Raw genomic sequence first — 23,600 nt, 5'->3', positions numbered from 1 at the left:
GTGGGTAGCTCTACATTGTGTAGCACGCCATTCGCGTTCCAGCCGCTCAGCGGAAGCGCACCGGCCCCCTGCCCTCCGGAAGGCAGGACCCCGGCATTGCCACCGCCGTACGGCGGTTCGCGACCGGCGCCCCAAAGAACCCGTTCCGCACCACGGAGGCAGACCCTCGTGAGCAGCAACGAACAGAGCACTGAACCGAGCAACGAATCGACCCGCCCTGTCAGTTACGGCGTCAACCACGACGTCGGCTACGGCGACCACCCCGCCCCGATCCCGTTCGCCGCTCCCTGGACGTACGAGATCCACCTCCCCTGCGACCCACGCGGCCCCCGGATCGTCCGGGGCACCCTCCGTGCCGTACTCCACGCGCACGGGATCAGTGAACTCGCCGACCGAGCAGAGCTGTTGACCTGCGAACTCGCCACCAACTCGGTGCGGCACACCAAGGGCCCGGTCATCGTCCGGATGCAGTGGCTGTGCCCCGCGCTGCGGGTGAGCGTGTGGGACGCGAGTCCGGATCTGCCTCCGTTCGCGCCGGGCGCGGCGATGCCCGATCCCGCCGCTCCCTCCGGCCGTGGGCTGCCGATCATCGAGAGTCTCGCCGACCGGTGGGGCGGCTGCGGGTCCGTCGACGGGCCGAACGGCGGGCCGGGCGGCAAGACCATCTGGTTCGAACTCGCCCTTGGTGGTGATTTCAGGCCGCCGCTCCCGGCGCTCGCGGCCTGATCCGCACACCCGGTGCCTTACCTCCCGAAGCCGACGCCGGCAGTGTTCATCACCCGTATGGGGGAGCACTGCCTGCGTCCTGGTTCAGGAGTCACCACGTCCGTGGTACACCGATCACGCCGTTCCGCGAGAGAAGGCGACGACGCCATGAGCACCCACCCGCAGCCCGACGACAGGTACGCGGACATCGATCACGAGCGGGCCCTGAAGCACGCCATCAGGTACATGGCCGGCAGCCGTGTACAGATCATCGAGGGGATCATCCAACCCGTGCCGCCGACTTGGGACCACGAACGCGCCACACGGGTCATTCGCCGTCAGATCGAGGACCGTGTCGACGAACTCGGCTGCGTCGAGGGTTCCGGGGACATCGACCTCCCCGGCTCGCCCAACTGGTACGTCCCGGACATCGCCGTCGTCCCCGAGGAACTCGCGCAGGACGACAACATCGTTGTCACCCCGGATCTGACGCTTCTGGCGGTCGAGGTCACCTCGAAGTCCAACGCCGACACGGACCGCGTCACCAAGCGCAAGCGCTACGCCGAGTACGGCGCTCCGCTGTACCTACTGGTCGACCGTCAGAACCGCGAACTCACGCTCTTCTCCGAGCCGGGCGAACTCGGCTACACCAAGGCCGACGGCCCTCACCCCTTCGGCACCCCGGTCACCCTGCCCGAGCCCTTCGGGATCGTCCTGGACACCACGCGCCTCTGAGTAAGGAGTGGGTGCTTTCCAGCCACCCTCACCCGTACTCGCGGCCTGATCCGCGCGCACCCCGCCCCACGCTCCCCGGCCGCCGATAGAGTTTCGATCTCCTGTCCTGTACCGGAGGGCGGGGAGCGGGGCCGGTGGCCGGGGAGGGCAGGCGCGTGGGGGAGCAGCCGGAGTACGTCAGGACCGAGCGGCCGCTGATCGAGCAGCTGACGGCGATGGGCTGGACCCATCTCCGGGGCGGACCGACCGCCGGACCCGCCACCGCGCCGGGCGCCTCGGACCGTACGAGCTTCGAGGCCGTCGTGTACGCGGACCGGTTCAGGGCCGCCGTGGCCAGGATCAACCCGAGGCCGTCGGACGGGAAACCCTGGCTGAGCGACGCGCAGCTCGACCACCTCCTCGCCCTGGTCCAGGGCACCGCGCCGGGGCAGGGCCCGAAGGAACGCGGTGTGGCCGGGAACCTGGAGGTGACCGACCTCCTGCGCAAGGGCCGCAACGCCCGCACCCTGACGGGCTGGACGAAGGGCGACCCCGAACACGTACGGCTCGTCGACTGGGACGGCGAGTTCGGGGAGCGGCCGGACACGCCCGGCGGCGGCAACGACCTGCTCGTCGTCTCCCAGTTCCGGGTCGAGCGCAAGGACGCCGCTCCCGTCACGCCCGACCTCGTGCTGTTCGTCAACGGGCTGCCGTGGGTGGTGATCGAGTGCAAGGCGCCCGTGGTGTCCGGCCCTCGGGGAGACGTGCGGGCCGCCCTGGACGACGCCGTCGACCAGGTCCTTCGGTACGCGGGCGTCAACTCCCCGGCCGCAGTCCCCGAGTTCGTCCGCTTCGCGCAGGTCCTGGTCGGCACCGACCGCGACCACGCCGAGACCGGCACGGTCACCGCCGAACCCCGGCACTTCGCCCCCTGGCGCACGGTCGCGCCCGTGAGCGAGGACCGCGTGCGCGAGGAGGTGCGCAAGTCCGCGTCGGCAGCCCTCACCGACCAGGAGGTCCTGGTCGCCGGGATGCTGCGCCCTGCCCATCTCCTCGATCTGGTACGGGACTTCACCACCCGGCTCGGCAGCGGTCACCGCACGGTCAAACTGGTCGGCCGCCACCAGCAGTTCAAGGCGGTGAAGGCGCTCACGCGGAAACTGGAGGAGCGGGACCGGAAGGCGGCGGCCGGCGTCGCCGTCAGCCACCGGGGCGGTGTGGTCTGGCACACCCAGGGCTCCGGCAAGAGCCTGACCATGGCGTTCCTGGTCCGGCACCTGCGCAGCCGTCCCGCTCTGAAGTCGCACAAGGTGGTCGTGGTCACCGACCGCCTCGACCTGGAGAAGCAGATCCGGACGAGCCTCGCCGCCACCGAGGAGAAGGTGCACCGGGCGCCGAGCGTCAAGCGGGCCAGGAAGTACCTGGAGGTGGACGTCGGGGACGTCGTCCTCGTCACCCTGCAGAAGGCGCAGCGCGACGACACGGCGTACGACGGCCGCGAGGAGTCACTGCCCGACGCCGTTCCCGACGACGATGACGAGGACGGTGGCGAGGACGCGGGACACGTACAGAACCGGGTGGCCAACCCCCACCACCACGTCGTCGTCCTGATCGACGAGGCCCACCGGGGCAACGACAAGTGGCAGCACGCCCGCTGGCGGGCCATGCTGCCGCGCGCCGCCTTCGTCGGCTTCACCGGCACCCCGGTGATCAGCAGCAACCGCAGACGCAGCGAGGAGATCTTCGGCCCGTACGCCGACACGTACACCCTGCGTGATGCCGAACTCGACCGGTCCGTCGTGCCCGTCCGCTACGAGGCGTACGCCGTACCGCTCGATGTGGTCGAACAGGCCGCCCTCGACGCCCGGTTCGACGAGAAGGTGCCGTCCGATCCGGAGCTGCGGGCGAAGGTGCTGCGTACGTTCGGCCGCCGCAAGGAGATCCTGGAAGCCCCTTCGGTGATCGAGGCCAAGGCCGAGCACATGCTCGGCCACTGGGCCCGCACCGCGCTGCCCGACCGCTTCGGGGCGCAGATCGCCACCGTCTCGCGGCTGGCCGCCGTCCGCTACCGCAGCGCGCTGCTCGCCGCCCGCGACCGGCTGGTCGCCCGCCTGGACGCGCTCGACCCGGCCCTGATCGCCGACCCCATGGCCGCGCTCGAAGCCGACGACGAGGAGCGGGCGCTCCTCGTGCTCCTGCCGGACCGCGAGGTACTGAGAACGCTCGACGCGGCCGTCGTCATCTCCCCGGCGGGCCAGGGCGGCAGCGATCCGCAGGCGTGGCGGCCGTGGATCACCAAGAGCCACCAGGACGCGCACATCGCACGCTTCAAGAAAGGGCTGCCGCCGCGCGACATCACGGCCGACCCGGCATGGAACGTCAGGACGCACGGGTCGCAGCCGTCCGGCGTCGGCACCCCGGCGAGCGGTGGCCAGGTGTGGAACGTCGATCTCGACCTGCCCGCGGACAGCGGACCGCCCGCGCCGCCGGACACGGAGGGCGGCGCGCAGCCGGAGACCATGGCCTTCCTGGTGGTCCAGTCGATGCTGCTCACCGGCTTCGACGCGCCCGTCGAGCAGGTCCTCTACCTGGACTGCAAGCTGTCCGGCGCGGGACTGCTGCAGGCCGTGGCCCGCACCAACCGGCCCTACCCGGCCAAGACGTGGGGCCAGGTCGTCGACTACGTCGGCATCGGTCCCGAACTGGCCCGCTCGCTCGCCTCCTACGACCAGGAGCACCTGCGGCACGTCCTCGGCTACCGGAACGTCTCCGTGGACCACCTCCAGCCGGACTACGAGGGACCGCAGCCCGACGGCCGCGGCCCCGACCGGGACGGACTGCTGCTGCGGTCCGACGCCGCCGCCAAGGCCCTCCTGGAGGACCTCGGGGCGAAGGTCACCCGCTTCCTGGCCGGGCAGAACGTCACCGACCCCGGCGACGCGTCGCAGTGGGAGGACTTCCTCGGCCGACGCCTCGACGACCCGCTTCTGCGCGGTGAGTTCGACGAACGCGTCCGCGACTTCCTGACCGCGCTCAACGCGGTCCTGCCGGACCCGGAGGCCCTGAGGTACCGGGAGCTGGCCGGCCAGCTCGGCACACTCCAGTACATGGCCAGACGCCGCTACCTCGACGGCCGCGAACAGTTCAGCCCGCGCCGCTACGGGGCCAAGGTGCGCCGGCTCATCTCGCAGCACCTCGAGACCACCGGGATCCGGCAGCGGATCCCACCCGTCGAACTCACCGACCCGGAGTTCATGGAACGGGTCGACGCGAACGCCGACCCCCGGGCGCGGTGCTCGTACATGACGGGCTCGCTGAAGCTGCGCATCACCGCGAGGATCGGCGGCGACCGGGCGGGCTACCAGCGGTTCAGTCTCCGGCTCGAGGAGATCGTCGCGCGGATGCGGGACGACTTCGAGCAGGCCGCGGCCGACCTGGCGCGTCTGGTCGGGGACGTGGCCGCGGCGGAGCAGGAGCCGGAGAACGACGACGGCCTCGACTCCCGGACCGAACGGCTGGTCCTCGGACTGCTCCGGCAGCACGCCGAAGACGCCGTACGGGAACCGTGGCCGCCGGGCACCGATCTGATCCGGGCGGCCCGCGGCCTCACCCTGGAGATGTCGGTGCTCGTCCGGCGGCCACAGGTACACACGCAGATCGCCGCCCGCAACCGCATGCGCAACGAACTCCGCGAGCACCTGGAGACCTGGCTCGCCATGGACTGGGACGACATCGGCGACCTCGCGAGCCATCTGACGGAGCTGGCCGTGGAGAGGCACGAGTGCTTCCTCGGATACCGGCCGCGCGACGAGGCGGACGGCGGGGACACCTGACCCGGTGACCGCCGCCGGCCGCCGGGCGGGGTGAGGCCGTTGCCGGATGGTAGGAAGAGCGGGTGAGCACCGTCGTCGAACAGGCCATCGCCGATCTCCCCGTGCCCGGGGGGTGGCGGTGGGATGTCGTCGTGCGGCCACGGCGCCGCACCCTCGGCATCGAGATCGCCGAGGACGGCCGGGTGCTCTTCGCGATTCCCGCAGACGCGGATCCCCAGGAGATCGCCGACGCGGTGCGTGGCCGCATGCCGCGCCTCGCCGCCGAGGTCCGCCGCCGTCAGGACCTGTGGGCGGCCGAACCGGTCAGGGACCTGATCGGCGGCGAGGGCTTCGCCTACCTGGGCCGCCGGTACCGGCTCAAGCTCACTCCCGACGGCGCCGGCCGTCACGTACGACTGCGACAGGGATGGCTGGAGCTGCCCCGATCGCGGTCGGCCGCCGCCGATGCCGGGCCCCTTGTGGAGTGGTACGGCAGCCGCGGGGAGCGCTGGCTCGCTGCCCGGCTGCCGCCGCTGGCCTCACTGGCCGGAGTGCGTGCTCCGGCCGGCATCGAGGTGCGGGACCTCGGCCGTCGCTGGGGTGTCTGCTCCCCTGAGGGCGCGATCACCGTGCACTGGGCGGTGGTACAGCTACCGGTCGCCCTGGTGGACCTCGTCCTGATCCATGAGCTCTGCCACCTCAAGCACCCCGGCCACGGAGCGGCTTTCCGAGGGGCCGTCCGGCTCGCGCTACCCGACGCCGACGTGCGCGAACGGCGGTTCGCGCAGGAGGAGCCGCGACTGTGGCGCGGAGCGGTCTCGGCCACGTCCCGCGGTTTGGTGTAGCCGATCTTGTATCTCCCGCCCCTCGGACACCGGCGCACCGGCCATCGGTGGCAGCGCCTCCCAGCGGAACGTGATCCGCTGCACCACTCCACGGGACACCATCGGCGCGGACTGCCGGAACCCGCTGGAGGCCAGCCCGGAGGCCGCCGCGCAGTGGAAGCAGGAAGGGGCCTTCCACCGCTTCGGGCCGAGCTTCCGCACCCACCGCTGATCCCGCGACCTTTCGTCTTCCCAGGTGCCGTGGAGCCCCGTGAGCGCGTCCGCGCCGTGGGGCTCCACGCCGCGGCACCCGTCTCGACGAGCACACCACCCGCGGGTCCGGCGCCGCACCGCGGGAACGGAGCGGAGCCCTGCCGGACGCCGGTGAGTGCGAGCGCCGTCTCGCTGAGCAGGGACCGGACCTGCGGAGGGGCGCGGTGCGATGACCTGACGGCAGGCCGTCACGGCGCGGGCCCGTGCCTCCGGGGCCTCAGCGGGCGAAGAACTCCGCCAGCACCGGCGCCAGTACGTCCGGTTCCACCATGTGGGTCTGGCCCGCCAGGGTGCGGCAGGTGCCGTGGGGGACGGTGTCCGCGATGGTCCGGGCGGCCTCGCGCATCCAGGCCGGGCTCGCGTCGCCCGCGATGGACAGCACCGGCACGGGGACCGACGCCAGCAGTTTCACCGGGACGCCGCCGTCGCCCATGACCGCGTCGTCGTGGGCGAGGCTCGGCGCGATCGACTCCATGCCGGCCCACAGGGGGGACTGCCGGGCGCTCTCGATCACGGCCTCGTCCAGTCCGGTGAGGCGGAGGAAGAGTTCCACCGCGTCCCCGCGGCGTCCCTCACCGAGTGCCTCCGTCAGGCGCTCGGTGTACCGCGCGCGCTCCCTCAGGTCCTCCTCGGACATCGCGTACGGTGTCTCGTACACGGCGACGTGCCGTACCGGCAGACCGCTCGCCGCCGCGCGCAGCGCCAGCGCGCCGCCCGAGGAGACGCCGTACAGCGAGGCCTGTCCGCCCACCGCCTCGATCAGCGCCGCCAGGTCCTCGACCTCGCGTTCCACCGCGTACGGGGCCGTGTCCCCGCTCGCGCCGCGGCCCCGGCGGTCGTACACGACGACCCGGAACCGCTCCGAGAGCGGCGCGGCCAGCGGTGCCACCGTGGCGCCCGTCGACATCGCGCCGCTGACGAGGACGACCACGGAACCCCGTCCGGCGCTCTCGTGGGCGATGAGGGTGCCGTCACGCGAAACGATGTTCTTGTCCATGTCTCCGCAGACTGCCGCACCGCGGCCCGATCGTCGGTGAGGCGGGCCGCGCGTCCGACGAGCGCAACCCTTCTATCCGATCATCGGACTTCCACCTCGTAGAAACACAGGTGGTCCTTGATGCCGGCGACGTCCGGCTTCGGGTCCGGGTACGCCCACACGAGGTCGGCCGCGTCCGGCCGCGACCAGTAGGACGCGGTGCCCTTGAAGGGGCAGTGGGTGCGGGTGTCGGACGGGGTCAGCAGGTCGAGCCGTACGTCCTCGGGCGGGATGTAGTACCGCGCGGGCAGGCCCGTCTCGCGCAGCACCAGCGCCTGGCCGCTCTCGGCCAGAACCTCCCCGCCGTGCACCACACGCACGTGCCGCTCGCTCCGCTCGACGGTGATGCGGTGTCCTACGGTCATGGTCCACACTCCTCGGTCAGCCGGGTCGGGGGCATCCGGGCCGGCGGGGCAGGCCGAACGCCGGCCGGCCCGGACACCGGACGGTGCAGCGTCCGGCGGACCCGCATTCTTCCCTCTCGCGCCGGACGGGTCCGTACCCCGGGCCGGTGAACATCTGTGTCTTCCTCTCCGCCGCCGATCTCGACGAGCGCTGCACGCGCCCCGCGCGGGAGTTCGCGCAACTGCTCGGCAAGGGCGGCCACACCCTGGTGTGGGGCGGCTCCGACGTCGGTCTGATGAAGGTCGTCGCCGACGGCGTGCAGGAGGCGGGAGGCCGGCTCCTCGGCGTCTCCGTGGAGTTCCTGGCGGCGAAGGCACGCCGGAGCGCCGACGAGATGGTGATCGCCCCCGACCTGGCGGAGCGCAAGCGGCTGCTCCTGGAGAAGGCCGACGCGGTGGTGATCATGGTGGGCGGTACCGGCACGCTCGACGAGGCCACCGAGATCCTGGAACTGAAGAAACACGGGCACACGGACAAGCCCGTGGTCCTGCTGGACACCGCGGGCTTCTACGACGGACTCAAGGCGCAGTTCCGGCGGATGGAGGACGAGGGCTTCCTGCCCCGCGCCCTCACCGACCTGGTGTTCTTCGCCGAGGAGCCCGTCGGGGCACTCGCCTGCCTGGAGGAGAGCCAGGGCACCCAGGGCCTGGCCCCGGCCCTCCCGCGGGTCGCGACGCCCGGCACGCACGCCCGCCGCACCGGACGGCCTCCGACGTGACTCCGCCACGACGGAGGCCGTCCCGCACACCGGGAGCACGCACCGAACGCCGCTCCTTCCTCCACGGGAGAACCCGGGCCAGGCCCTGACCGCGCGATGGTGCGAGCATGGCGGGCATGCCTACACATGTGATCACCGGAGCCGGTTCCGGCATCGGCGCGGCCGTCGCCCGCCGGCTGCACGCGCGCGGCGACGACCTCGTCCTGCACGCGCGGTCGGCGGGACGCGCGAAGGAACTGGCGGCCGGCTTCCCCGGCGCGCGGACCCTCGTCGGCGACCTGGCCGACCCCGACAGGCTCAGCTGGGCCCTCTCCCACCAGTCCCTCCCGGACCGGGTGGACTCCCTGCTGCACATCGCCGGTGTCGTCGACCTCGGCGAGGTCGGCGAGCTGACGCCGAAGACCTGGCGGCACCAGCTCGACGTCAACCTCCTCGCCCCCGCCGAACTCACCCGGCACTTCCTGCCCCAGCTGCGCGCGAGCCGCGGACACGTGGTCTTCGTCAACTCCGGCGCGGGCCTGGGCGCCCACGCCCGCTGGTCCGCCTACGCGGCCTCCAAGCACGGCCTGAAGGCCCTCGCCGACGCGCTGCGCGAGGAGGAGCACGCGGGCGGCGTCCGCGTCACCTCGGTCTACCCGGGCCGCACCGCCGGCCCCATGCAGGCCAAGGTCCACCAGCAGGAGGGCAAGGACTACGACGCCGGCAGGTGGATCGACCCCGAGTCGGTCGCCACGACCGTCCTCATGGCCCTCGACCTGCCGAGGGACGCGGAGGTCAACGACCTGACCGTGCGGCCGGGGCCGGGGACCGGGCGCTGACCCACGGGCGCACGGCCGGGCGCTTCGAGGACGCCGTCCCGCGGGGGGTGCGTTCCGTGGGGTGTGTGTCCCGTGGGGTGTAGGGGCCGTGGGGTGTGTGTCCCGTGGGGTGTGGGGGCCGCAGGGTGTGGGGGCCGTGGGGTGTGCGGGCCGCAGGGTGTGGGGGCCGTCGGGGGTGTGTGTCCCGCAGGGAGTGCGTTCCGTGGGGTGTGGGGGCCGTCGGGGGTGTGGGGGCCGTGGGGTGTGTGTCCCGTGGGGTGTAGGGGGCCGTGGGGTGTGTGTCCCGTGGGGTGTAGGGGCCGTGGGGTGTGGGGGCCGTGGGGTGTGTGTCCCGTGGGGTGTGGGGGCCGTCGGGGGGCATGCCGGCCGCCCGCCCTGTGGCCGGGGGCGAAACCGTCCGGGCCGCCGGCGCGCTCCCGCGGCCCGGCCGGGACACCGGCCCCGCCACCCGTTCCGTACGCTTCTCCGGTGAGCGATAACAGTCAGTTCAGGTTCGGGGCCGCGACCGGGGTCGGGTCCATGCCGGGCGGAGACGCCCGCGAGGCCGCCAAGACCGTCACCGGAAGCTTCGAGGACTTCCCCTTCCTGCCCGAACTGCCCGCCCGGGGACCCGGCGCGGACATGATCGGACGGACCGCCGGGATGCTCGTCGAGCTGTACGCGCGCGTGGAGCCCAGTGGCTGGCGGCTCGGGGACCGGCCCGGACGCGACACCAGGCGGGCGCGCTCCTGGCTCGGCGAGGACCTCGACGCACTGGAGGAGTACACCCAGGGGTACGAGGGCCCGCTCAAGGTGCAGGCCGTCGGCCCCTGGACACTCGCCGCCCACCTGGAGCTGCGTAACGGCGAGGTCGCCCTCTCCGACCCCGGCGCCTGCCGGGACCTGGCCGCCTCGCTCGCCGAAGGGCTGCGCCTGCACCTCGCCGAGGTGGGCCGGCGCGTGCCCGGCGCACGGCTCGTCCTCCAGCTCGACGAACCCTCCCTCACCGACGTCCTGGGCGGCCGGGTGCGCAGCGCCAGCGGCTACCGCACCCACCGCGCGGTGGACCGTCAGCTCGTCGAGTCCGGGCTGGGGAACGTGTTCGCGGTGCACGACGGCGGCCCGGTCGTGGTCCACTCGTGCGCGCCCGACGTGCCGTTCGCCCTGCTGCGGCGGGCGGGCGCGCAGGCGATCTCCTTCGACTTCTCGCTCCTCACCGAACGTGACGACGAGACGATCGGGGAGGCGGTCGAGAGCGGAGCCCGGCTGTTCACCGGTGTCGTGCCGGGCACGGACGGCCCGTTGTCGGACCCTGCCGGTAGCGTCATGGGGGTCAGAACGCTGTGGCGCAGGCTGGGGCTGCGACCGGGCCTTCTCGCGGAGGCGGTCACGGTCACCCCCGCGTGCGGACTCGCGGGGGCGTCCCCGGAGTACGCGCGTACCGCCTACGCGCACTGCGTCAGGGCGGCGAGATCCCTCGCGGACAACCCAGAGTGACGGAAGGACCCACGGTGGCGGGTGACCAGCAGGCGGAGACGACGAGCGTGCCGGCCGAGGCGCGGGAGCAGCACGCCCGGCTCGCCGAGCAGATCGAGGAGCACCGCTTCCGGTACTACGTGAACGACGCGCCCGTCGTCAGCGACGCCGCGTTCGACCGGCTGCTGCGCGAACTGGAGAAGCTGGAGGAGCGGTTCCCGGAGCTGCGCACCCCCGACTCCCCGACCCAGAAGGTCGCCGGGGTGTACGCGACGGAGTTCACGTCCGTCCGGCACCGCTCCCGCATGTTCTCCCTCGACAACACCTTCAACGACGACGACCTCGCCGCCTGGGCCGAGCGCATCCACCGGGAGCTGGGCGAGCAGGAGTTCCACTTCCTGTGCGAGCTCAAGGTCGACGGTCTCGCGGTGAACCTCACCTACGAGCACGGGCGCCTGGTCCGCGCGGCGACCCGCGGTGACGGCCGCACCGGCGAGGACATCACGCCCAACGTGCGGACGATCACCGAGATCCCGGACCGCCTGAAGGGCGACGAGGTGCCCGACCTCGTGGAGATCCGCGGCGAGGTCTTCTTCCCGATGGAGGAGTTCCAGGGCCTCAACGCCCGTCTGGTGGAGGCCGGTGACAAGCCCTTCGCCAACCCGCGCAACGCGGCGGCCGGTTCGCTGCGCCAGAAGGACCCGCGCGTCACCGCCACCCGCCCGCTGCACATGGTCGTCCACGGCATCGGCGCCCTGGAGGGCTTCGAGGGCTTCGCCCGCCTCTCCGAGGCGTACGGCCTGCTGAAGACCTGGGGCCTGCCCACCTCCGCGCACAACCGCGTGGTCGACGGTCTCGCCGGCGTACGGGAGTTCATCGCGCACTACGGCGAGAACCGGCACTCCGTGGCGCACGAGATCGACGGCGCGGTGATCAAGCTCGACGAGATCCCGCTCCAGGGCCGTCTCGGCTCCACCTCGCGCGCACCGCGCTGGGCCATCGCGTACAAGTACGCGCCCGAGGAGGTCAACACCACACTGGTCAACATCCGGGTGGGCGTGGGCCGTACGGGCAGGGTCACGCCGTACGCGCAGGTCGAGCCGGTCACCGTGGCCGGCTCCGAGGTGGAGTTCGCCACGCTGCACAACCAGGACGTGGTCAAAGCCAAGGGCGTTCTCATCGGGGACACGGTGGTGCTGCGCAAGGCGGGTGACGTCATCCCGGAGATCCTCGGTCCGGTCGCCGACCTGCGGGACGGCAGTGAGCGCGCCTTCGTGATGCCGGCCGAGTGCCCGGAGTGCGGTACGCCGCTGCGGCCGATGAAGGAAGGCGACGTCGACCTGCGCTGCCCCAACGCCCGTGCCTGCCCGGCCCAGTTGCGGGAACGCCTGTTCTATCTCGCGGGCCGCAAGGCGCTGGACATCGAGCACTTCGGCTATGTCGCCGCCGCGGCGCTCACCGGGCCCCTCGAGCCCGCCGACCCGCCGCTGAAGGACGAGGGCGACCTGTTCGATCTCACCGTCGGGCAACTGCTGCCCATCAGGGCGTACGTCCTCGACCAGGACAGCGGCCTGCCCAAGCGGGACCCGAAGACGGGAGAGGAGAAGACGGCCACCGTCTTCGCCAACCAGGAGGGCGAACCGCGCAAGAACGCGGTCGCGATGCTGGCGAACATCGCGGCGGCCAAGGAGCGACCGCTCGCCCGGGTCCTTACCGGTCTGTCGATCCGGCACGTCGGCCCGGTCGCGTCGGAGGCGCTGGCCCGGGAGTTCCGGTCCATCGACCGGATCGAGCAGGCCACCGAGGAGGAACTGGCCGACACCGAGGGCGTCGGCGGCATCATCGCCGCCTCCATCAAGCAGTGGTTCGCCGAGGAGTGGCACCGCGAGATCATCCGCAAGTGGCGGGCTGCCGGTGTCCGCATGGAGGACGAGGGGGCCGGCGAGGACGAGGGCCCGCGTCCGCTCGAAGGGCTGACGGTCGTGGTGACCGGAACCCTGGAGCACTTCACCCGGGACGGCGCGAAGGAGGTGCTGCAGACCCGGGGAGCGAAGGTGACCGGTTCGGTCTCGAAGAAGACGTCCTTCGTCGTCGTCGGCGACAATCCGGGGTCGAAGTACGACAAGGCAATACAGCTCAAGGTGCCGGTCCTGAACGAGGAGGGCTTCACCGTCCTGCTCGACGAAGGGCCACAGGCGGCGGCCGACGCGGCGCTGCCCGCCGAGGAGCGGCCCGAGGAGCGGCCCGAGGAGCGGCCCGAGGAGTAGAGGGGAGCGGCCGGAGAGCAGTCGGGAAGCAGCGGGGAAGGCCACTTGGTCGGCGCATACCCGATGGATACGGGTGGCTGGGGCGCATTCGGGCAACCGTCGGCAACCGGTGCCCCCGGAAGCCGTCCGCGGCCTACTGTTGGGAGGTGTGCCCGCCGTGCCCAGTTGCGGTCGGGGCATCCCTGTGTTCGTGGCGGCACCGTGGAAGGGCTTTCTGTCACGGAGCCGCCGGGGGTTGTCAGGCATCGAGCCGTGTGGCGTGGGCACCGCCGGCTGTGAGAGGGACGGGAATGGAACCCACCGAGAGCGCCGCCCCGGGTTCACGGCTGCGTCTGGGTCTGCGCCGCATGGCGGCCGCACGGTGGCGCGGACGTGGGGCAGGGCGGCCCGCGGGGTCTGTGGGCGCACCAGGGCGCCCCGGGGCGCGCACCGCGGAGGCGCGCCCCGGAGGGGTGCGCGGCACCGGACAGCGGGCCGCGGGGCAGCCGACGGCCGGCCGGCCGGGCACCGGACGGGGTCCCGGAGCACCACCGCTCGCCACCGGACTGTCCGCGGGCGGCCCCGGGCTGTCCGAAGCACACGCGGAACGACACCTGTCCTGGCCCGCGTTGCCCACCGCGGTCGTCTCGGCCGCCACGTTCGTGCTCGGCGCCGGCGTCCTCGGGGCGGTCACCGGCGGTCACGCGCTCTTCCCGTCCGGCCGCGTCGGCTGGTTCCTGGCCGTACTGACCGGGATCGTCGTCGGCCACCTGGTGATGCTGGGCCGCTCCCGCTGGTGGGGCGGCACCGGCTCGGGCGCCGCCGTCACCCTCGCCGTGCTGCTGCTCTACGGCTGGGTCCCGGCCGGCATGGTCAGCCTCACCGTGGTCGTGCTGGTCGGCGTGGCCCGGCGGGGCCGCTGGCGCCGCGGCATCCTGCACGGCGCGGTGGACCTGCTCGGCATCGGCGCCGGCGCGCTGGTGCTGGCCCTGCTCGGGTCCGTACCGTCCGTCGAGTCCCCCGCGACCCCCGACACCTGGGGACCGCACACCGCCTTCGAGGTGGTGCTCGTCGCCGCCGCGTATCTCGTGGTCACCCGCACCCTCTACTGGTACCTGCACGTCCCGCGGGGCGGACTGCCCACGGTCGCCCGCACCGCCCTGGTCAGACAGGGCCTGGTCGCGGTGGCGCTGCTCGGCATAGCGCCGCTGATCTGCGTGGTCGCCGACGCCCGGCCGGCCGTCCTGCCGCTGTTCGCCATCCCGCTGGTCGCGCTCGACTCCACGCTGTGGATAGCCAGGGCCCGCGCGGAGGAGCAGTTGCGCGATCCGCTGACCGGACTGCCCAACCGCCAGTGGCTCTTCGAGCGCATCTGGACCGCGCTGGACGACGCCGAGCGCGCCGACGCCCGCGCCACCCTCATGCTGATCGACCTCGACCGGTTCCGCTCGGTCAACGACACGCTCGGTCACCTCGCGGGTGACCGGCTGCTGCTGCAGATCGCCGACCGGCTGAGGCTGGCCCTGCCGCGCGGGGCGGAGGCCGCACGGCTCGGTGGTGACGAGTTCGCCGTCTTACTGCCGGTCGCCGACTCCATCACGTCGGCGACCCGGGTCGCCCGCAGCCTGGTGTCCGCCCTCAGCTCGCCGCTCGACCTCGACGGCCTCACCCTCGTGCTGGAGGCCAGCGCGGGCGTCGCCGTCTTCCCCGACCACGCCCTCGACGCGGAGGGCCTGCTGCGGCGCGCGGACGTGGCGATGTACCAGGCCAAACGGGACCGTACGGGCGTCGAGGTCTACGAGTCCAAGCGGGACTCCAACACCCCCGACCGGCTGGGACTCCTGGGCGACCTGCGCCGGGCCCTGGACGCGCACGAGGTCCAGCTCCACTACCAGCCCAAGGTCCGCTTCGACGGGCAGGTCGCGGGCCTGGAGGCCCTGGTCCGCTGGGTGCACCCGGAGCGCGGCAGGGTGCCGCCGGACGAGTTCATAGCCATCGCCGAGTCCTCCGGCCTGATGCCGCAGCTCACCGAGTACGTGCTGGAGACCGCCCTCGGGCAGGTCGCCCGCTGGCGTGCCCGGAAACTGTTCGTGCCGGTCGCGGTCAACGTCTCCCCGCGCGACGTCCACAGCCCCGGCTTCGCCGGCTCCGTCGCGGCGCGACTGGCCCGGCACGGGGTTCCGGCGGGAGCGCTCCAGCTCGAGATCACCGAGAACGTCCTCCTGGAGGACCCGCAGCGCGCCGCCGACACGCTCAACGGACTGACCGGGCACGGCGTGAAGATGTCCCTCGACGACTTCGGCACCGGCTACTCCTCCCTCGTGCACCTGCGGCGGCTGCCCGTCAGCGAGCTGAAGATCGACCGCTCGTTCGTGGCCCGGCTGGCCGTCGACAGCGAGGACGCCGCGATCGTGCGCTGCACCGTCGACCTCGCCCACTCGCTCGGACTGCTCGTCGTCGCCGAGGGCGTCGAGGACGACGAGACCTGGGAACGCCTGCGGGACCTCGGCTGCGACGCCGTCCAGGGCTGGCTGGTCGCGGCCGCGATGCCGCCCGACGAAACCACGGCCTGGCTCCTCGCCCGAGGCTCCCGCGGCTGGCAGCTCCCGGCAGCCGCCCTCCCCGCGGCAGCCGCCGACGACTCCGGCCGCCCGGTCTGACATTGGGTCCGTCGTGGCCCTGAAACCGGCCCTGAAACCGGCCCTGAAACCGGCCCCGGGACGGAGCCGGCCGTCGGCCCGGCACCGGCCATGCCGTGGATCCGGGCGCCGGGCGGCGGCACCGCTTTCGGGAGGCGCGGGGAAACCGTTTCACGGGGAGGGGGCGGCGACCCATAGGATTGGGGCCTGTCGTCACCTTCCCGCCAGCCGCGCCACACCCGGCCGCCCGGGACACGACGGCAGGCCCTAGCCCGAACCGCACACTCACCCCAGAGGAACGCTGCATGCCTGGCATCACGCGCGAGGAGGTCGCCCACCTCGCCCGGCTGGCGCGTCTGGAGCTGAAGCCCGAAGAGCTCGACCACTTCGCAGGCCAGCTCGACGACATCATCGGCGCGGTGGCCCGCGTCAGCGAGGTCGCCGACCAAGACGTACCGCCGACCTCGCACCCGCTCCCGCTGACGAACGTCATGCGCCCGGACGAGGTCCGTCCCTCGCTCACCCCCGCGCAGGCGCTCTCCGGCGCCCCGGCCCAGGAGCAGCAGCGTTTCAAGGTGCCGCAGATCCTGGGGGAGGACTGAATCCCATGACGGACATCATCAGGCTCACGGCCGCCGAGACCGCCGCGCGGATCGCCTCCGGCGACCTCACCGCCGTCCAGGTCACCGAGGCACACCTGGCCCGGATCGAGGCCGTCGACGAGAAGGTGCACGCCTTCCTGCACGTCGACCGCGAGGGCGCCCTCGCCCAGGCCCGCGCCGTCGACGAGAAACGCGCCAGGGGCGAGAAGCTCGGCCCGCTGGCCGGCGTCCCCCTCGCGCTCAAGGACATCTTCACCACCGAGGGCATCCCGACCACCGTCGGCTCCAAGCTCCTCGAGGGCTGGATCCCGCCGTACGACGCGACGCTCACCAAGCGGCTCAAGGCCGCCGACGTCGTCATCCTCGGCAAGACCAACATGGACGAGTTCGCCATGGGGTCCTCGACCGAGAACAGCGCCTACGGACCGACCGGCAACCCCTGGGACCTCGCCAAGATCCCCGGCGGCTCCGGCGGCGGGTCGAGCGCCGCGCTCGCCTCCTTCCAGGCCCCCCTCGCCATCGGCACCGACACCGGCGGCTCCATCCGCCAGCCGGCCTCCGTCACCGGTACGGTCGGCGTGAAGCCGACCTACGGTGCCGTCTCCCGCTACGGCATGGTGGCGTTCTCCTCCTCCCTCGACCAGGGCGGCCCCTGCGCCCGCACGGTCCTGGACGCGGCCCTGCTGCACGAGGTCATCGCCGGGCACGACCCGCTCGACTCCACCTCCATCGACGCCCCGGTCCCGCCGGTCGTCGAGGCCGCCCGCAACGGCTCGGTCACCGGCATGCGCGTCGGCGTCGTCCGGCAGTTCCGCGGCGAGGGCTACCAGGCCGGCGTCATCCAGCGGTTCGACGAGACCGTCGCCCTGCTGAAGGACCTCGGCGCCGAGATCGTCGAGCTGGACTGCCCGTCCTTCGACCTCGCGCTGTCGGCGTACTACCTGATCGCGCCGTCCGAGTGCTCCTCCAACCTCGCCCGCTTCGACGGCCTGCGTTACGGCCTGCGGACCGGTGACGACGGCACGCACTCCGCCGAGGAGGTCACCTCGCTGACCCGCGAGGCCGGCTTCGGCCCCGAGGTCAAGCGCCGCATCATGCTCGGCACCTACGCGCTCAGCTCCGGCTACTACGACGCGTACTACGGCAGCGCCCAGAAGGTCCGCACGCTGATCAAGCAGGACTTCGACACGGCGTTCGAGCAGGTCGACGTGATCGTCTCCCCGACGACGCCCACCACCGCCTTCGCGATCGGCGAGCGCGCCGACGACCCGATGGCGATGTACCTCGCCGACCTGTGCACCATCCCGACCAACCTGGCGGGCAACGCGGCCATGTCGCTGCCCTGCGGCCTCGCGCCCGAGGACAACCTGCCGGTCGGACTGCAGATCATTGCCCCGGTCATGAAGGACGACCGCCTCTACAAGGTGGGTGCAGCCGTCGAGGCGGCCTTCGTGGAAAAGTGGGGCCACCCGCTGATCGAGGAGGCTCCGTCGTTGTGAGTGCACTGACCAAGGCCAAGGGTTTCAAGAAGTCCAGGTCCGGCACGTATCTGGCCATGGCCGGTACCGCGTTCAGCGCGATCGGTGTCGCCAAGCGCGTCAAGAAGGCGCGGCACGAGAAGGACACCCTGGTCCTGATCGACGCCACCGTGTCCGCCGTCGCGATCGTCACCGGCCTCGCCATCCTGTACCGCGAGCTGAAGCGGCTGGGCGACGACGACGTCCTGCTGGGCTGAGAGGGAAGTTACACCGTGACCACCACGACCGACCTGGTGTCGTACGAGGACGCGCTGGCGTCGTACGACCCCGTCATGGGCCTCGAGGTCCATGTCGAACTCGGCACCAGGACCAAGATGTTCTGCGGCTGCTCGACCACGCTCGGCGCCGACCCGAACACCCAGACCTGCCCCACCTGCCTCGGCATGCCGGGCGCGCTCCCGGTCGTCAACGCGACCGGGGTCGAGTCCGCCGTCAAGATCGGTCTCGCGCTGAACTGCGAGATCGCAGAGTGGTGCCGCTTCGCCCGGAAGAACTACTTCTATCCGGACATGCCGAAGAACTTCCAGACCTCCCAGTACGACGAGCCGATCGCCTTCAACGGCTACCTCGACGTGCAGCTGGAGGACGGCGAGACCTTCCGCGTGGACATCGAACGCGCCCACATGGAGGAGGACACCGGCAAGTCGACGCACGTCGGCGGCGCCACCGGCCGTATCCACGGCGCGTCCCACTCCCTGCTCGACTACAACCGGGCCGGCATCCCGCTGATCGAGATCGTCACCAAGCCGATCGAGGGAGCGGGCGAGCGCGCCCCCGAGGTCGCCCGCGCCTACGTCCGTGAGCTGCGCGAGCTCATCCGGGCGCTCGGCGTCTCCGAGGCCCGGATGGAGATGGGCCAGATGCGCTGCGACGTCAACCTGTCGCTGCGCCCGCACGGCCGGGAGAAGTTCGGCACCCGCTCGGAGACGAAGAACGTCAACTCGCTGCGGTCCGTGGAGCGCGCGGCCCGCTTCGAGATCCAGCGGCACGCCGCCGTGCTGAACGACGGCGGGACGATCATCCAGGAGACCCGGCACTTCCACGAGGACACGGGGTCGACGACCTCCGGCCGCGTGAAGGAGGAGGCCGAGGACTACCGGTACTTCCCGGAGCCCGACCTGGTCCCCGTCGCACCGTCCCGCGAGTGGGTCGAGCAGCTGCGTGCCGGGCTGCCCGAGCTGCCGCTGGTGCGCCGCAGCAGGCTCCGCGAGGAGTGGGGGATCTCCGGCACCGACATGCAGGCGATCCTCAACGCCGGTGCGCTGGACCCGATCGTCGCCACGATCGACGCGGGCGCCGACGCGGCCTCCGCCCGCAAGTGGTGGATGGGCGAACTCGCCCGCAACGCCAACGAGTCGGGCAAGGCGCTCGACGAGCTGACGATCACGCCGGACCAGGTCGCCCGCCTCACCGCGCTGGTGACCTCCGGCGACCTGAACGACAAGCTGGCCCGTCAGGTCATCCTGGGCGTCCTCGCCGGTGAGGGCACGCCGGACGAGGTCGTCGAGAAGCGCGGTCTGAGGGTCGTCTCCGACGACGGCGCGCTCACCACGGCCGTGGAGGAGGCCATCGCAGGCAACCCGGGCGTCGCGGACAAGATCCGCGGCGGCAAGGTGGCGGCGGTCGGCGCGCTGGTCGGCGCGGTCATGAAAGCCACCCGCGGCCAGGCGGACGCGGCCCGCGTCAAGGAGCTGATCCTGGAGAAACTGGGCGTCGCCGAGGGCTGATCCCCGGACGCCGCACGGGAACGGAAGAGGGGGACGCGTCGGGTTCGATGCGTCCCCCTCCTTCGTGCGGTCGGAGCCGCACGTCTCACGCGGTCAGGACCGACGCCCCACCACGCGGGCGAAGCCCGGCATGCGGCCCTCGTCCACGCGCAGCATCCGCGCGCTCTCGCGGCTCGACCGCACGTGGAACTCCTCCGTGCTCTCCCCGGCGACGACGTCGCTGGCTCCGTCCTCCGCAGGTCACCCGTTCGGGAAGATCAACCGATCACAGCTGGTCGGCCACCGATCAGCGCAGCGGTCCGCGGTGCAGAACCCGCCGAAGCACGATCGCTTCAGGACCGTGATCCAGCCCGGAGGCGGTGCGAGAGAGTGACCCGCGGAGGACGGAGCCAGCGAGGTCGTCGTGCGGGGTGTTCGATGGGATGTCCGACATCGGTGAACGGGCTCCTTGGGTCCGTGCGGGGGTGAAGGGTTGCGTCGGAGATCGGGCGGACCGTCATCAAAGCACCTGCTCCGGCCGGGGCGGCGGGCTGCCGCGGAGCATCGGACCGACGGACGCCGGCAGGCGGTCACGCGCCCCCGCACCCCGGTTTCCGGGCAGGGGGCGCTACGCTCCCGCGTCATGAGTGGACGCACTGATTTCGACCCGCCCCCGGACACTCACGCCGAAGACGCCGAAGACGCCGAAGACGCCGAAGACGCCGAAGACGCCGAAGACGCCGAAGACGCCGAAGATGCCGAAGGCGCCGAAGGCGCCGACGACGCCGACGACGCCGACGACGCAGAGCAGGACGACGACGCCCTTCGGGCCGCCCGGCGGGCCCGGTGGGCCGCGGTCGGTACCGGGACCGTACTCGCCCTGGCCGGGGCGGCAGCGGCGCTGCTCCGCCTCACCGGCTCCACCCCGGTCCTCGTGCCGGCCGCCTACGCCTGCGGCGCCGGCGCCTGCGCGCTCGCCGCCGTCCTGGGCTCGCGCGGACGGACCCGCAGGGCGCTGTGGCTGCTGATCGCGGGGCTGATGGTGATGGCGCTGGGGGATCACTTCGACTGACCTGCGAACTGTGAACAAGAACACGAACGCCGCAATGGATCATTCATGGCTGGAAGAGTGCACTTCATTGCTCATGCGTTCTTTGCGGGCTGTTCGGTCGCAAGTGGCTGTTCCCGGTCAAAGATCCACTTACCGTCACTCCGGGAGCACGATTCGTGGCAGCCCTCGCACGCTGGTGTGTCCGACGCCGTCTGGTCACCGTCCTGCTGTGGCTCCTCGCCCTCGGCGGGGTCGCGACGGGAGCCTTCGCGACCGGAAACGCGTACTCGAATGACTACGACGTGCCCGGCACCGAGTCCGGGCACGCCACCGAACTGCTGCGCGAGGGCTTCCCGGCCCTGTCGGGCGACAGCGACACCGTGGTCTGGCACACACCGTCCGGCAGCGTCCGGGAGTCCGGCGTCGAACAGCACATGACCCGCACCCTGGACCGGATGGCGGACCTGCCCGGCATCGCGGCCGTGGCCGGCCCGTACGGGGACGACGGCACCGGCGGGATCAGCGCGGACGGCCGTACCGCCTACGCCACCGTCACCTACGACGACCTGGCCAAGGACATCGACGAGGACGAGGCGGCGGCGGTGCTCGACGCGGCCGGGGCCGCCCGGACCGACGGTCTCCAGGTGGAACTGGGCGGCAGCGCCGCCGCGCTGACCGGGGCCCCGGAGGGGCACCTCTCGGAGATCGTCGGAGTGGCCGTCGCCGCCGTCGTCCTCTTCCTCGCCTTCGGCTCGCTCGCGGCCTCGCTGCTGCCCCTCGCCACGGCGACGGTCGGCGTCGGCACCGCGTACGCCTCGATCGTGCTGCTCGGGCACGTCATGACCGTCGCCGACTTCGCGCCCATGCTGGGCATGCTGATCGGACTCGGCGTCGGCATCGACTACGCGCTGTTCATCGTGACCAGGCACCGGCGCGGACTGAAGCGAGGACTGTCCGTGGCCGAAGCCGCCACCGATGCCGTCGCCACCACCGGACGCGCGGTCGTGTTCGCGGGGGCCACCGTGTGCATCGCCCTGCTGGGCATGCTGATCCTCCGGCTGAACTTCCTCAACGGTGTCGCCGTCGCGGCCTCGCTCACCGTGGTGCTGACCGTCGCCGCCTCGGTCACCCTGCTGCCCGCGCTGCTGTCGCTCATCGGCATGCGCGCCCTCAGCCGCCGCGAACGGCGCCGACTGGCCGAGGCCGGTCCGCAGCCCGAGCTGCCGACCGGCCTCGCCGCGCGCTGGGCGGCGTTCGTGGAGCGCAGGCCCAAACTGCTCGGGGCGCTCGCCCTGGCCGTCGTGGCGGTGCTGGCACTGCCCACCTCGTCCCTCCATCTCGGCACCTCCGACCAGGGCAACGACCCGAAGACCTCCACCACCCGCCAGGCCTACGACCTCCTCGCCGACGGATTCGGGCCCGGCGTCAACGGCCCCCTCACCCTCGTGACCGAGGTCGACGACGCCGCCGACCGGCTCGCTCTGGACACGCTCGGCCCCGCCCTGCGCGCGACCGAGGGCGTCGCGAACGCCGGGCCGGTGGTCCACAGCGCCGACGGCGGTACCGCGTACCTCACCGTCATACCGGAGTCCTCCCCGCAGTCGGAGCGGACCAGCGACCTCGTCGACCGGCTGCGCGAGGACGTCCTGCCGAGCGCCGAGGCCGGCACCGCCCTCGAGGTGCGGGTCGGCGGCATGACGGCGGGCTACGACGACTTCGCCGAGGTCATCGTCGACAAGCTGCCCCTGTTCGTCGGCGTCGTCGTCGGCATGGGCTGTCTGCTGCTCCTGCTCGCCTTCCGGTCCGTCGTCATCCCGCTCAAGGCCGCCGCGATGAACGTGGCCGCCGTCGCCGCCGCCTTCGGCGTGGTCGTGGCGGTCTTCCAGTGGGGCTGGGGCAGTGAACTGCTGGGCCTCGGCAGCGGAGGCCCCATAGAACCCTTCCTGCCCGTGATCATGGTGTCGGTCCTCTTCGGGCTCTCCATGGACTACCAGGTCTTTCTGGTCAGCCGGATGTACGAGGAATGGCTGGAGACCGGGGACAACCGGCGCGCGGTACGGGTCGGCCTCGCCGAGACCGGCCGGGTGATCAACTCCGCGGCCGTGATCATGATCTCGGTCTTCCTCGCCTTCGTCCTGACCGGCGACCGCGTCATAGCGATGTTCGGCATCGCGCTCGCCGCCGCCGTCGCCCTCGACGCCTTCGTGCTGCGCACCCTGCTCGTCCCCGCGCTCATGCATCTGCTCGGCGACGCCAACTGGTGGCTGCCCGCCCGGCTGGACCGGATCCTGCCGCGGATCAGCATCGAGCCACCGGAGAGCCGCGCCGCCCATGAGAGGCTGGCCACGGCCACGGCCACGGCCACGGCCACGGCCACGGCCACGGCCACGGCCACCGACGCCGACGCCGACGCCGAGGTGGAGGTGGAGGTGGAGGTGGAGGACGTGTTCACCAAGGAGGAACGGCGGACGGATGTACGCGATACGACTGGGTGACGACGGAGCCGAACTGCGTCCCCTGGAGCCCTGGCACGCGGAGGAGTTCCTCGCCCACCTGGAGCGGGGCCGGGAGTTCATCAACCGGTACGTCCCCTTCGGCTCCAAGGCCGTCGACGTGCCCACCGCGCGGGAGGCGCTCCAGCGGTATGCCGACTTCCGCGCCGCCGACACGGCCGCGCTGCACGGCCTGTGGCTGGACGGCACGCTCGTGGGCGGGGTGCTCACACTGAACTTCGACGCCGCAGGCGGCACCTGCGAGGTCGGCTGCTGGCTGGAGCCGGCCGCCACCGGGCGCGGGCTCGTCACACGTGCCATGCGGGTGCTGATCGACTGGGCGATCGAACAGCGGGGCATCCACCGTGTGGAGTGGGTCGCCGCCGCCGGCAACGAGCCCAGCCTCAGCACCGCCCGCCGGCTCGGCATGACCCGGGACGGGGTACGGCGCGCGTCCCACCTCCACCACGGTGTACGGCACGACCTGGAGGTGTGGTCGGTGCTGGCTCCCGAGTGGCGGACGGCGCGCGCGGCGCACAGCGATCATTAAGGGACTTCTCAGAGAG

At 72.2% G+C, this 23,600-nt stretch carries 18 protein-coding genes and 1 pseudogene; 17 read left to right on the top strand and 2 right to left on the bottom strand.

The features are described from left to right. The first annotated feature begins 168 nt into the window (after positions 1-168). The 5 genes from HUV60_RS09010 (at position 169) to HUV60_RS08990 (ending at position 6,287) form a co-directional block, all read left to right on the top strand. Positions 169-726: an ATP-binding protein gene (locus tag HUV60_RS09010; RefSeq protein ID WP_257847909.1), complete on the top strand. Its 558-nt coding sequence runs from the start codon at positions 169-171 to the stop codon at positions 724-726. Between the two features lie 147 nt (positions 727-873). Further along, positions 874-1,440, top strand: a complete 567-nt coding sequence (locus HUV60_RS09005; protein ID WP_257847910.1) for a Uma2 family endonuclease — start codon at positions 874-876, stop codon at positions 1,438-1,440. 155 nt (positions 1,441-1,595) lie between these two features. Then, complete coding sequence (locus HUV60_RS09000) at positions 1,596-5,252, top strand: type I restriction endonuclease subunit R (protein ID WP_257847911.1); 3,657 nt, start codon at positions 1,596-1,598, stop codon at positions 5,250-5,252. A gap of 62 nt (positions 5,253-5,314) precedes the next feature. After that, positions 5,315-6,076 carry a M48 family metallopeptidase gene (locus tag HUV60_RS08995; RefSeq protein WP_257847912.1) on the top strand — a complete coding sequence of 254 codons (762 nt, stop codon included), beginning with the start codon at positions 5,315-5,317 and terminating at the stop codon, positions 6,074-6,076. Positions 6,077-6,146: 70 nt separating this feature from the next. Further along, positions 6,147-6,287 carry a hypothetical protein gene (locus tag HUV60_RS08990; protein ID WP_158719310.1) on the top strand — a complete coding sequence of 47 codons (141 nt, stop codon included), beginning with the start codon at positions 6,147-6,149 and terminating at the stop codon, positions 6,285-6,287. Positions 6,288-6,545: 258 nt separating this feature from the next. Here HUV60_RS08990 and HUV60_RS08985 read toward each other — a convergent pair whose 3' ends face one another. Beyond that, the gene (locus HUV60_RS08985) at positions 6,546-7,325 is read right to left on the bottom strand and encodes an alpha/beta fold hydrolase (RefSeq protein WP_257847913.1); all 780 of its coding nucleotides are present in this window, start codon (positions 7,323-7,325) and stop codon (positions 6,546-6,548) included. Positions 7,326-7,405: 80 nt separating this feature from the next. Then, positions 7,406-7,729, bottom strand: a complete 324-nt coding sequence (locus HUV60_RS08980; RefSeq protein ID WP_257847914.1) for a DUF427 domain-containing protein — start codon at positions 7,727-7,729, stop codon at positions 7,406-7,408. Positions 7,730-7,875: 146 nt separating this feature from the next. Here HUV60_RS08980 and HUV60_RS08975 point away from each other — a divergent pair. From HUV60_RS08975 to HUV60_RS08920, 12 genes and pseudogenes are all read left to right on the top strand, one after another. Further along, a pseudogene (locus tag HUV60_RS08975) lies at positions 7,876-8,412 on the top strand (TIGR00730 family Rossman fold protein); the annotation flags it as partial. A gap of 182 nt (positions 8,413-8,594) precedes the next feature. Next, positions 8,595-9,305, top strand: coding sequence for an SDR family oxidoreductase (locus HUV60_RS08970; protein ID WP_257847916.1), 711 nt, complete (start codon positions 8,595-8,597; stop codon positions 9,303-9,305). 468 nt (positions 9,306-9,773) lie between these two features. Then, positions 9,774-10,781, top strand: a complete 1,008-nt coding sequence (locus HUV60_RS08965; protein WP_257847917.1) for a methionine synthase — start codon at positions 9,774-9,776, stop codon at positions 10,779-10,781. A 14-nt stretch (positions 10,782-10,795) separates the two neighbouring features. Next, positions 10,796-13,027, top strand: coding sequence for an NAD-dependent DNA ligase LigA (ligA, locus tag HUV60_RS08960; RefSeq protein ID WP_257847918.1), 2,232 nt, complete (start codon positions 10,796-10,798; stop codon positions 13,025-13,027). A gap of 290 nt (positions 13,028-13,317) precedes the next feature. Beyond that, complete coding sequence (locus HUV60_RS08955) at positions 13,318-15,666, top strand: putative bifunctional diguanylate cyclase/phosphodiesterase (RefSeq protein WP_257847919.1); 2,349 nt, start codon at positions 13,318-13,320, stop codon at positions 15,664-15,666. Between the two features lie 284 nt (positions 15,667-15,950). Beyond that, the gene (gene gatC / locus HUV60_RS08950; RefSeq protein ID WP_042167914.1) at positions 15,951-16,247 is read left to right on the top strand and encodes an Asp-tRNA(Asn)/Glu-tRNA(Gln) amidotransferase subunit GatC; all 297 of its coding nucleotides are present in this window, start codon (positions 15,951-15,953) and stop codon (positions 16,245-16,247) included. Positions 16,248-16,252: 5 nt separating this feature from the next. Further along, on the top strand, positions 16,253-17,746 hold the full coding sequence (gatA, locus tag HUV60_RS08945) for an Asp-tRNA(Asn)/Glu-tRNA(Gln) amidotransferase subunit GatA (protein ID WP_257847920.1): 1,494 nt from the start codon (positions 16,253-16,255) through the stop codon (positions 17,744-17,746). Beyond that, positions 17,743-17,982: a hypothetical protein gene (locus HUV60_RS08940; protein ID WP_257847921.1), complete on the top strand. Its 240-nt coding sequence runs from the start codon at positions 17,743-17,745 to the stop codon at positions 17,980-17,982. The genes gatA and HUV60_RS08940 overlap by 4 nt, the downstream gene beginning before the upstream one ends. A 15-nt stretch (positions 17,983-17,997) precedes the next feature. After that, the gene (gene gatB / locus HUV60_RS08935; RefSeq protein WP_257847922.1) at positions 17,998-19,512 is read left to right on the top strand and encodes an Asp-tRNA(Asn)/Glu-tRNA(Gln) amidotransferase subunit GatB; all 1,515 of its coding nucleotides are present in this window, start codon (positions 17,998-18,000) and stop codon (positions 19,510-19,512) included. Positions 19,513-20,134: 622 nt separating this feature from the next. Beyond that, the gene (locus tag HUV60_RS08930; protein WP_257847923.1) at positions 20,135-20,563 is read left to right on the top strand and encodes a hypothetical protein; all 429 of its coding nucleotides are present in this window, start codon (positions 20,135-20,137) and stop codon (positions 20,561-20,563) included. A 155-nt stretch (positions 20,564-20,718) separates the two neighbouring features. Beyond that, the gene (locus HUV60_RS08925) at positions 20,719-23,037 is read left to right on the top strand and encodes an MMPL family transporter (protein ID WP_257847924.1); all 2,319 of its coding nucleotides are present in this window, start codon (positions 20,719-20,721) and stop codon (positions 23,035-23,037) included. Then, positions 23,015-23,584, top strand: a complete 570-nt coding sequence (locus tag HUV60_RS08920) for a GNAT family N-acetyltransferase (RefSeq protein WP_257847925.1) — start codon at positions 23,015-23,017, stop codon at positions 23,582-23,584. The genes HUV60_RS08925 and HUV60_RS08920 overlap by 23 nt, the downstream gene beginning before the upstream one ends. The last annotated feature ends 16 nt before the right edge of the window (positions 23,585-23,600 follow it).

This window comes from Streptomyces sp. KMM 9044 (assembly GCF_024701375.2).
GTDB lineage: Bacteria > Actinomycetota > Actinomycetes > Streptomycetales > Streptomycetaceae > Streptomyces.
The sequence above is the reverse complement of the archived record's forward strand: the minus strand, read 5'-3'. Positions and strand labels throughout refer to the sequence as shown.

Coding starts and splice junctions, on each gene's coding strand:
- gatA (WP_257847920.1), top strand. CDS start 16,253: ATGACGGACATCATCAGGCTCACGGCCGCCGAGACCGCCGCGCGGATC.
- HUV60_RS08970 (WP_257847916.1), top strand. CDS start 8,595: ATGGCGGGCATGCCTACACATGTGATCACCGGAGCCGGTTCCGGCATC.
- HUV60_RS08985 (WP_257847913.1), bottom strand. CDS start 7,325: ATGGACAAGAACATCGTTTCGCGTGACGGCACCCTCATCGCCCACGAG.
- HUV60_RS09005 (WP_257847910.1), top strand. CDS start 874: ATGAGCACCCACCCGCAGCCCGACGACAGGTACGCGGACATCGATCAC.
- gatC (WP_042167914.1), top strand. CDS start 15,951: ATGCCTGGCATCACGCGCGAGGAGGTCGCCCACCTCGCCCGGCTGGCG.
- HUV60_RS08955 (WP_257847919.1), top strand. CDS start 13,318: ATGGAACCCACCGAGAGCGCCGCCCCGGGTTCACGGCTGCGTCTGGGT.
- HUV60_RS08980 (WP_257847914.1), bottom strand. CDS start 7,729: ATGACCGTAGGACACCGCATCACCGTCGAGCGGAGCGAGCGGCACGTG.
- HUV60_RS08930 (WP_257847923.1), top strand. CDS start 20,135: ATGAGTGGACGCACTGATTTCGACCCGCCCCCGGACACTCACGCCGAA.
- HUV60_RS08920 (WP_257847925.1), top strand. CDS start 23,015: ATGTACGCGATACGACTGGGTGACGACGGAGCCGAACTGCGTCCCCTG.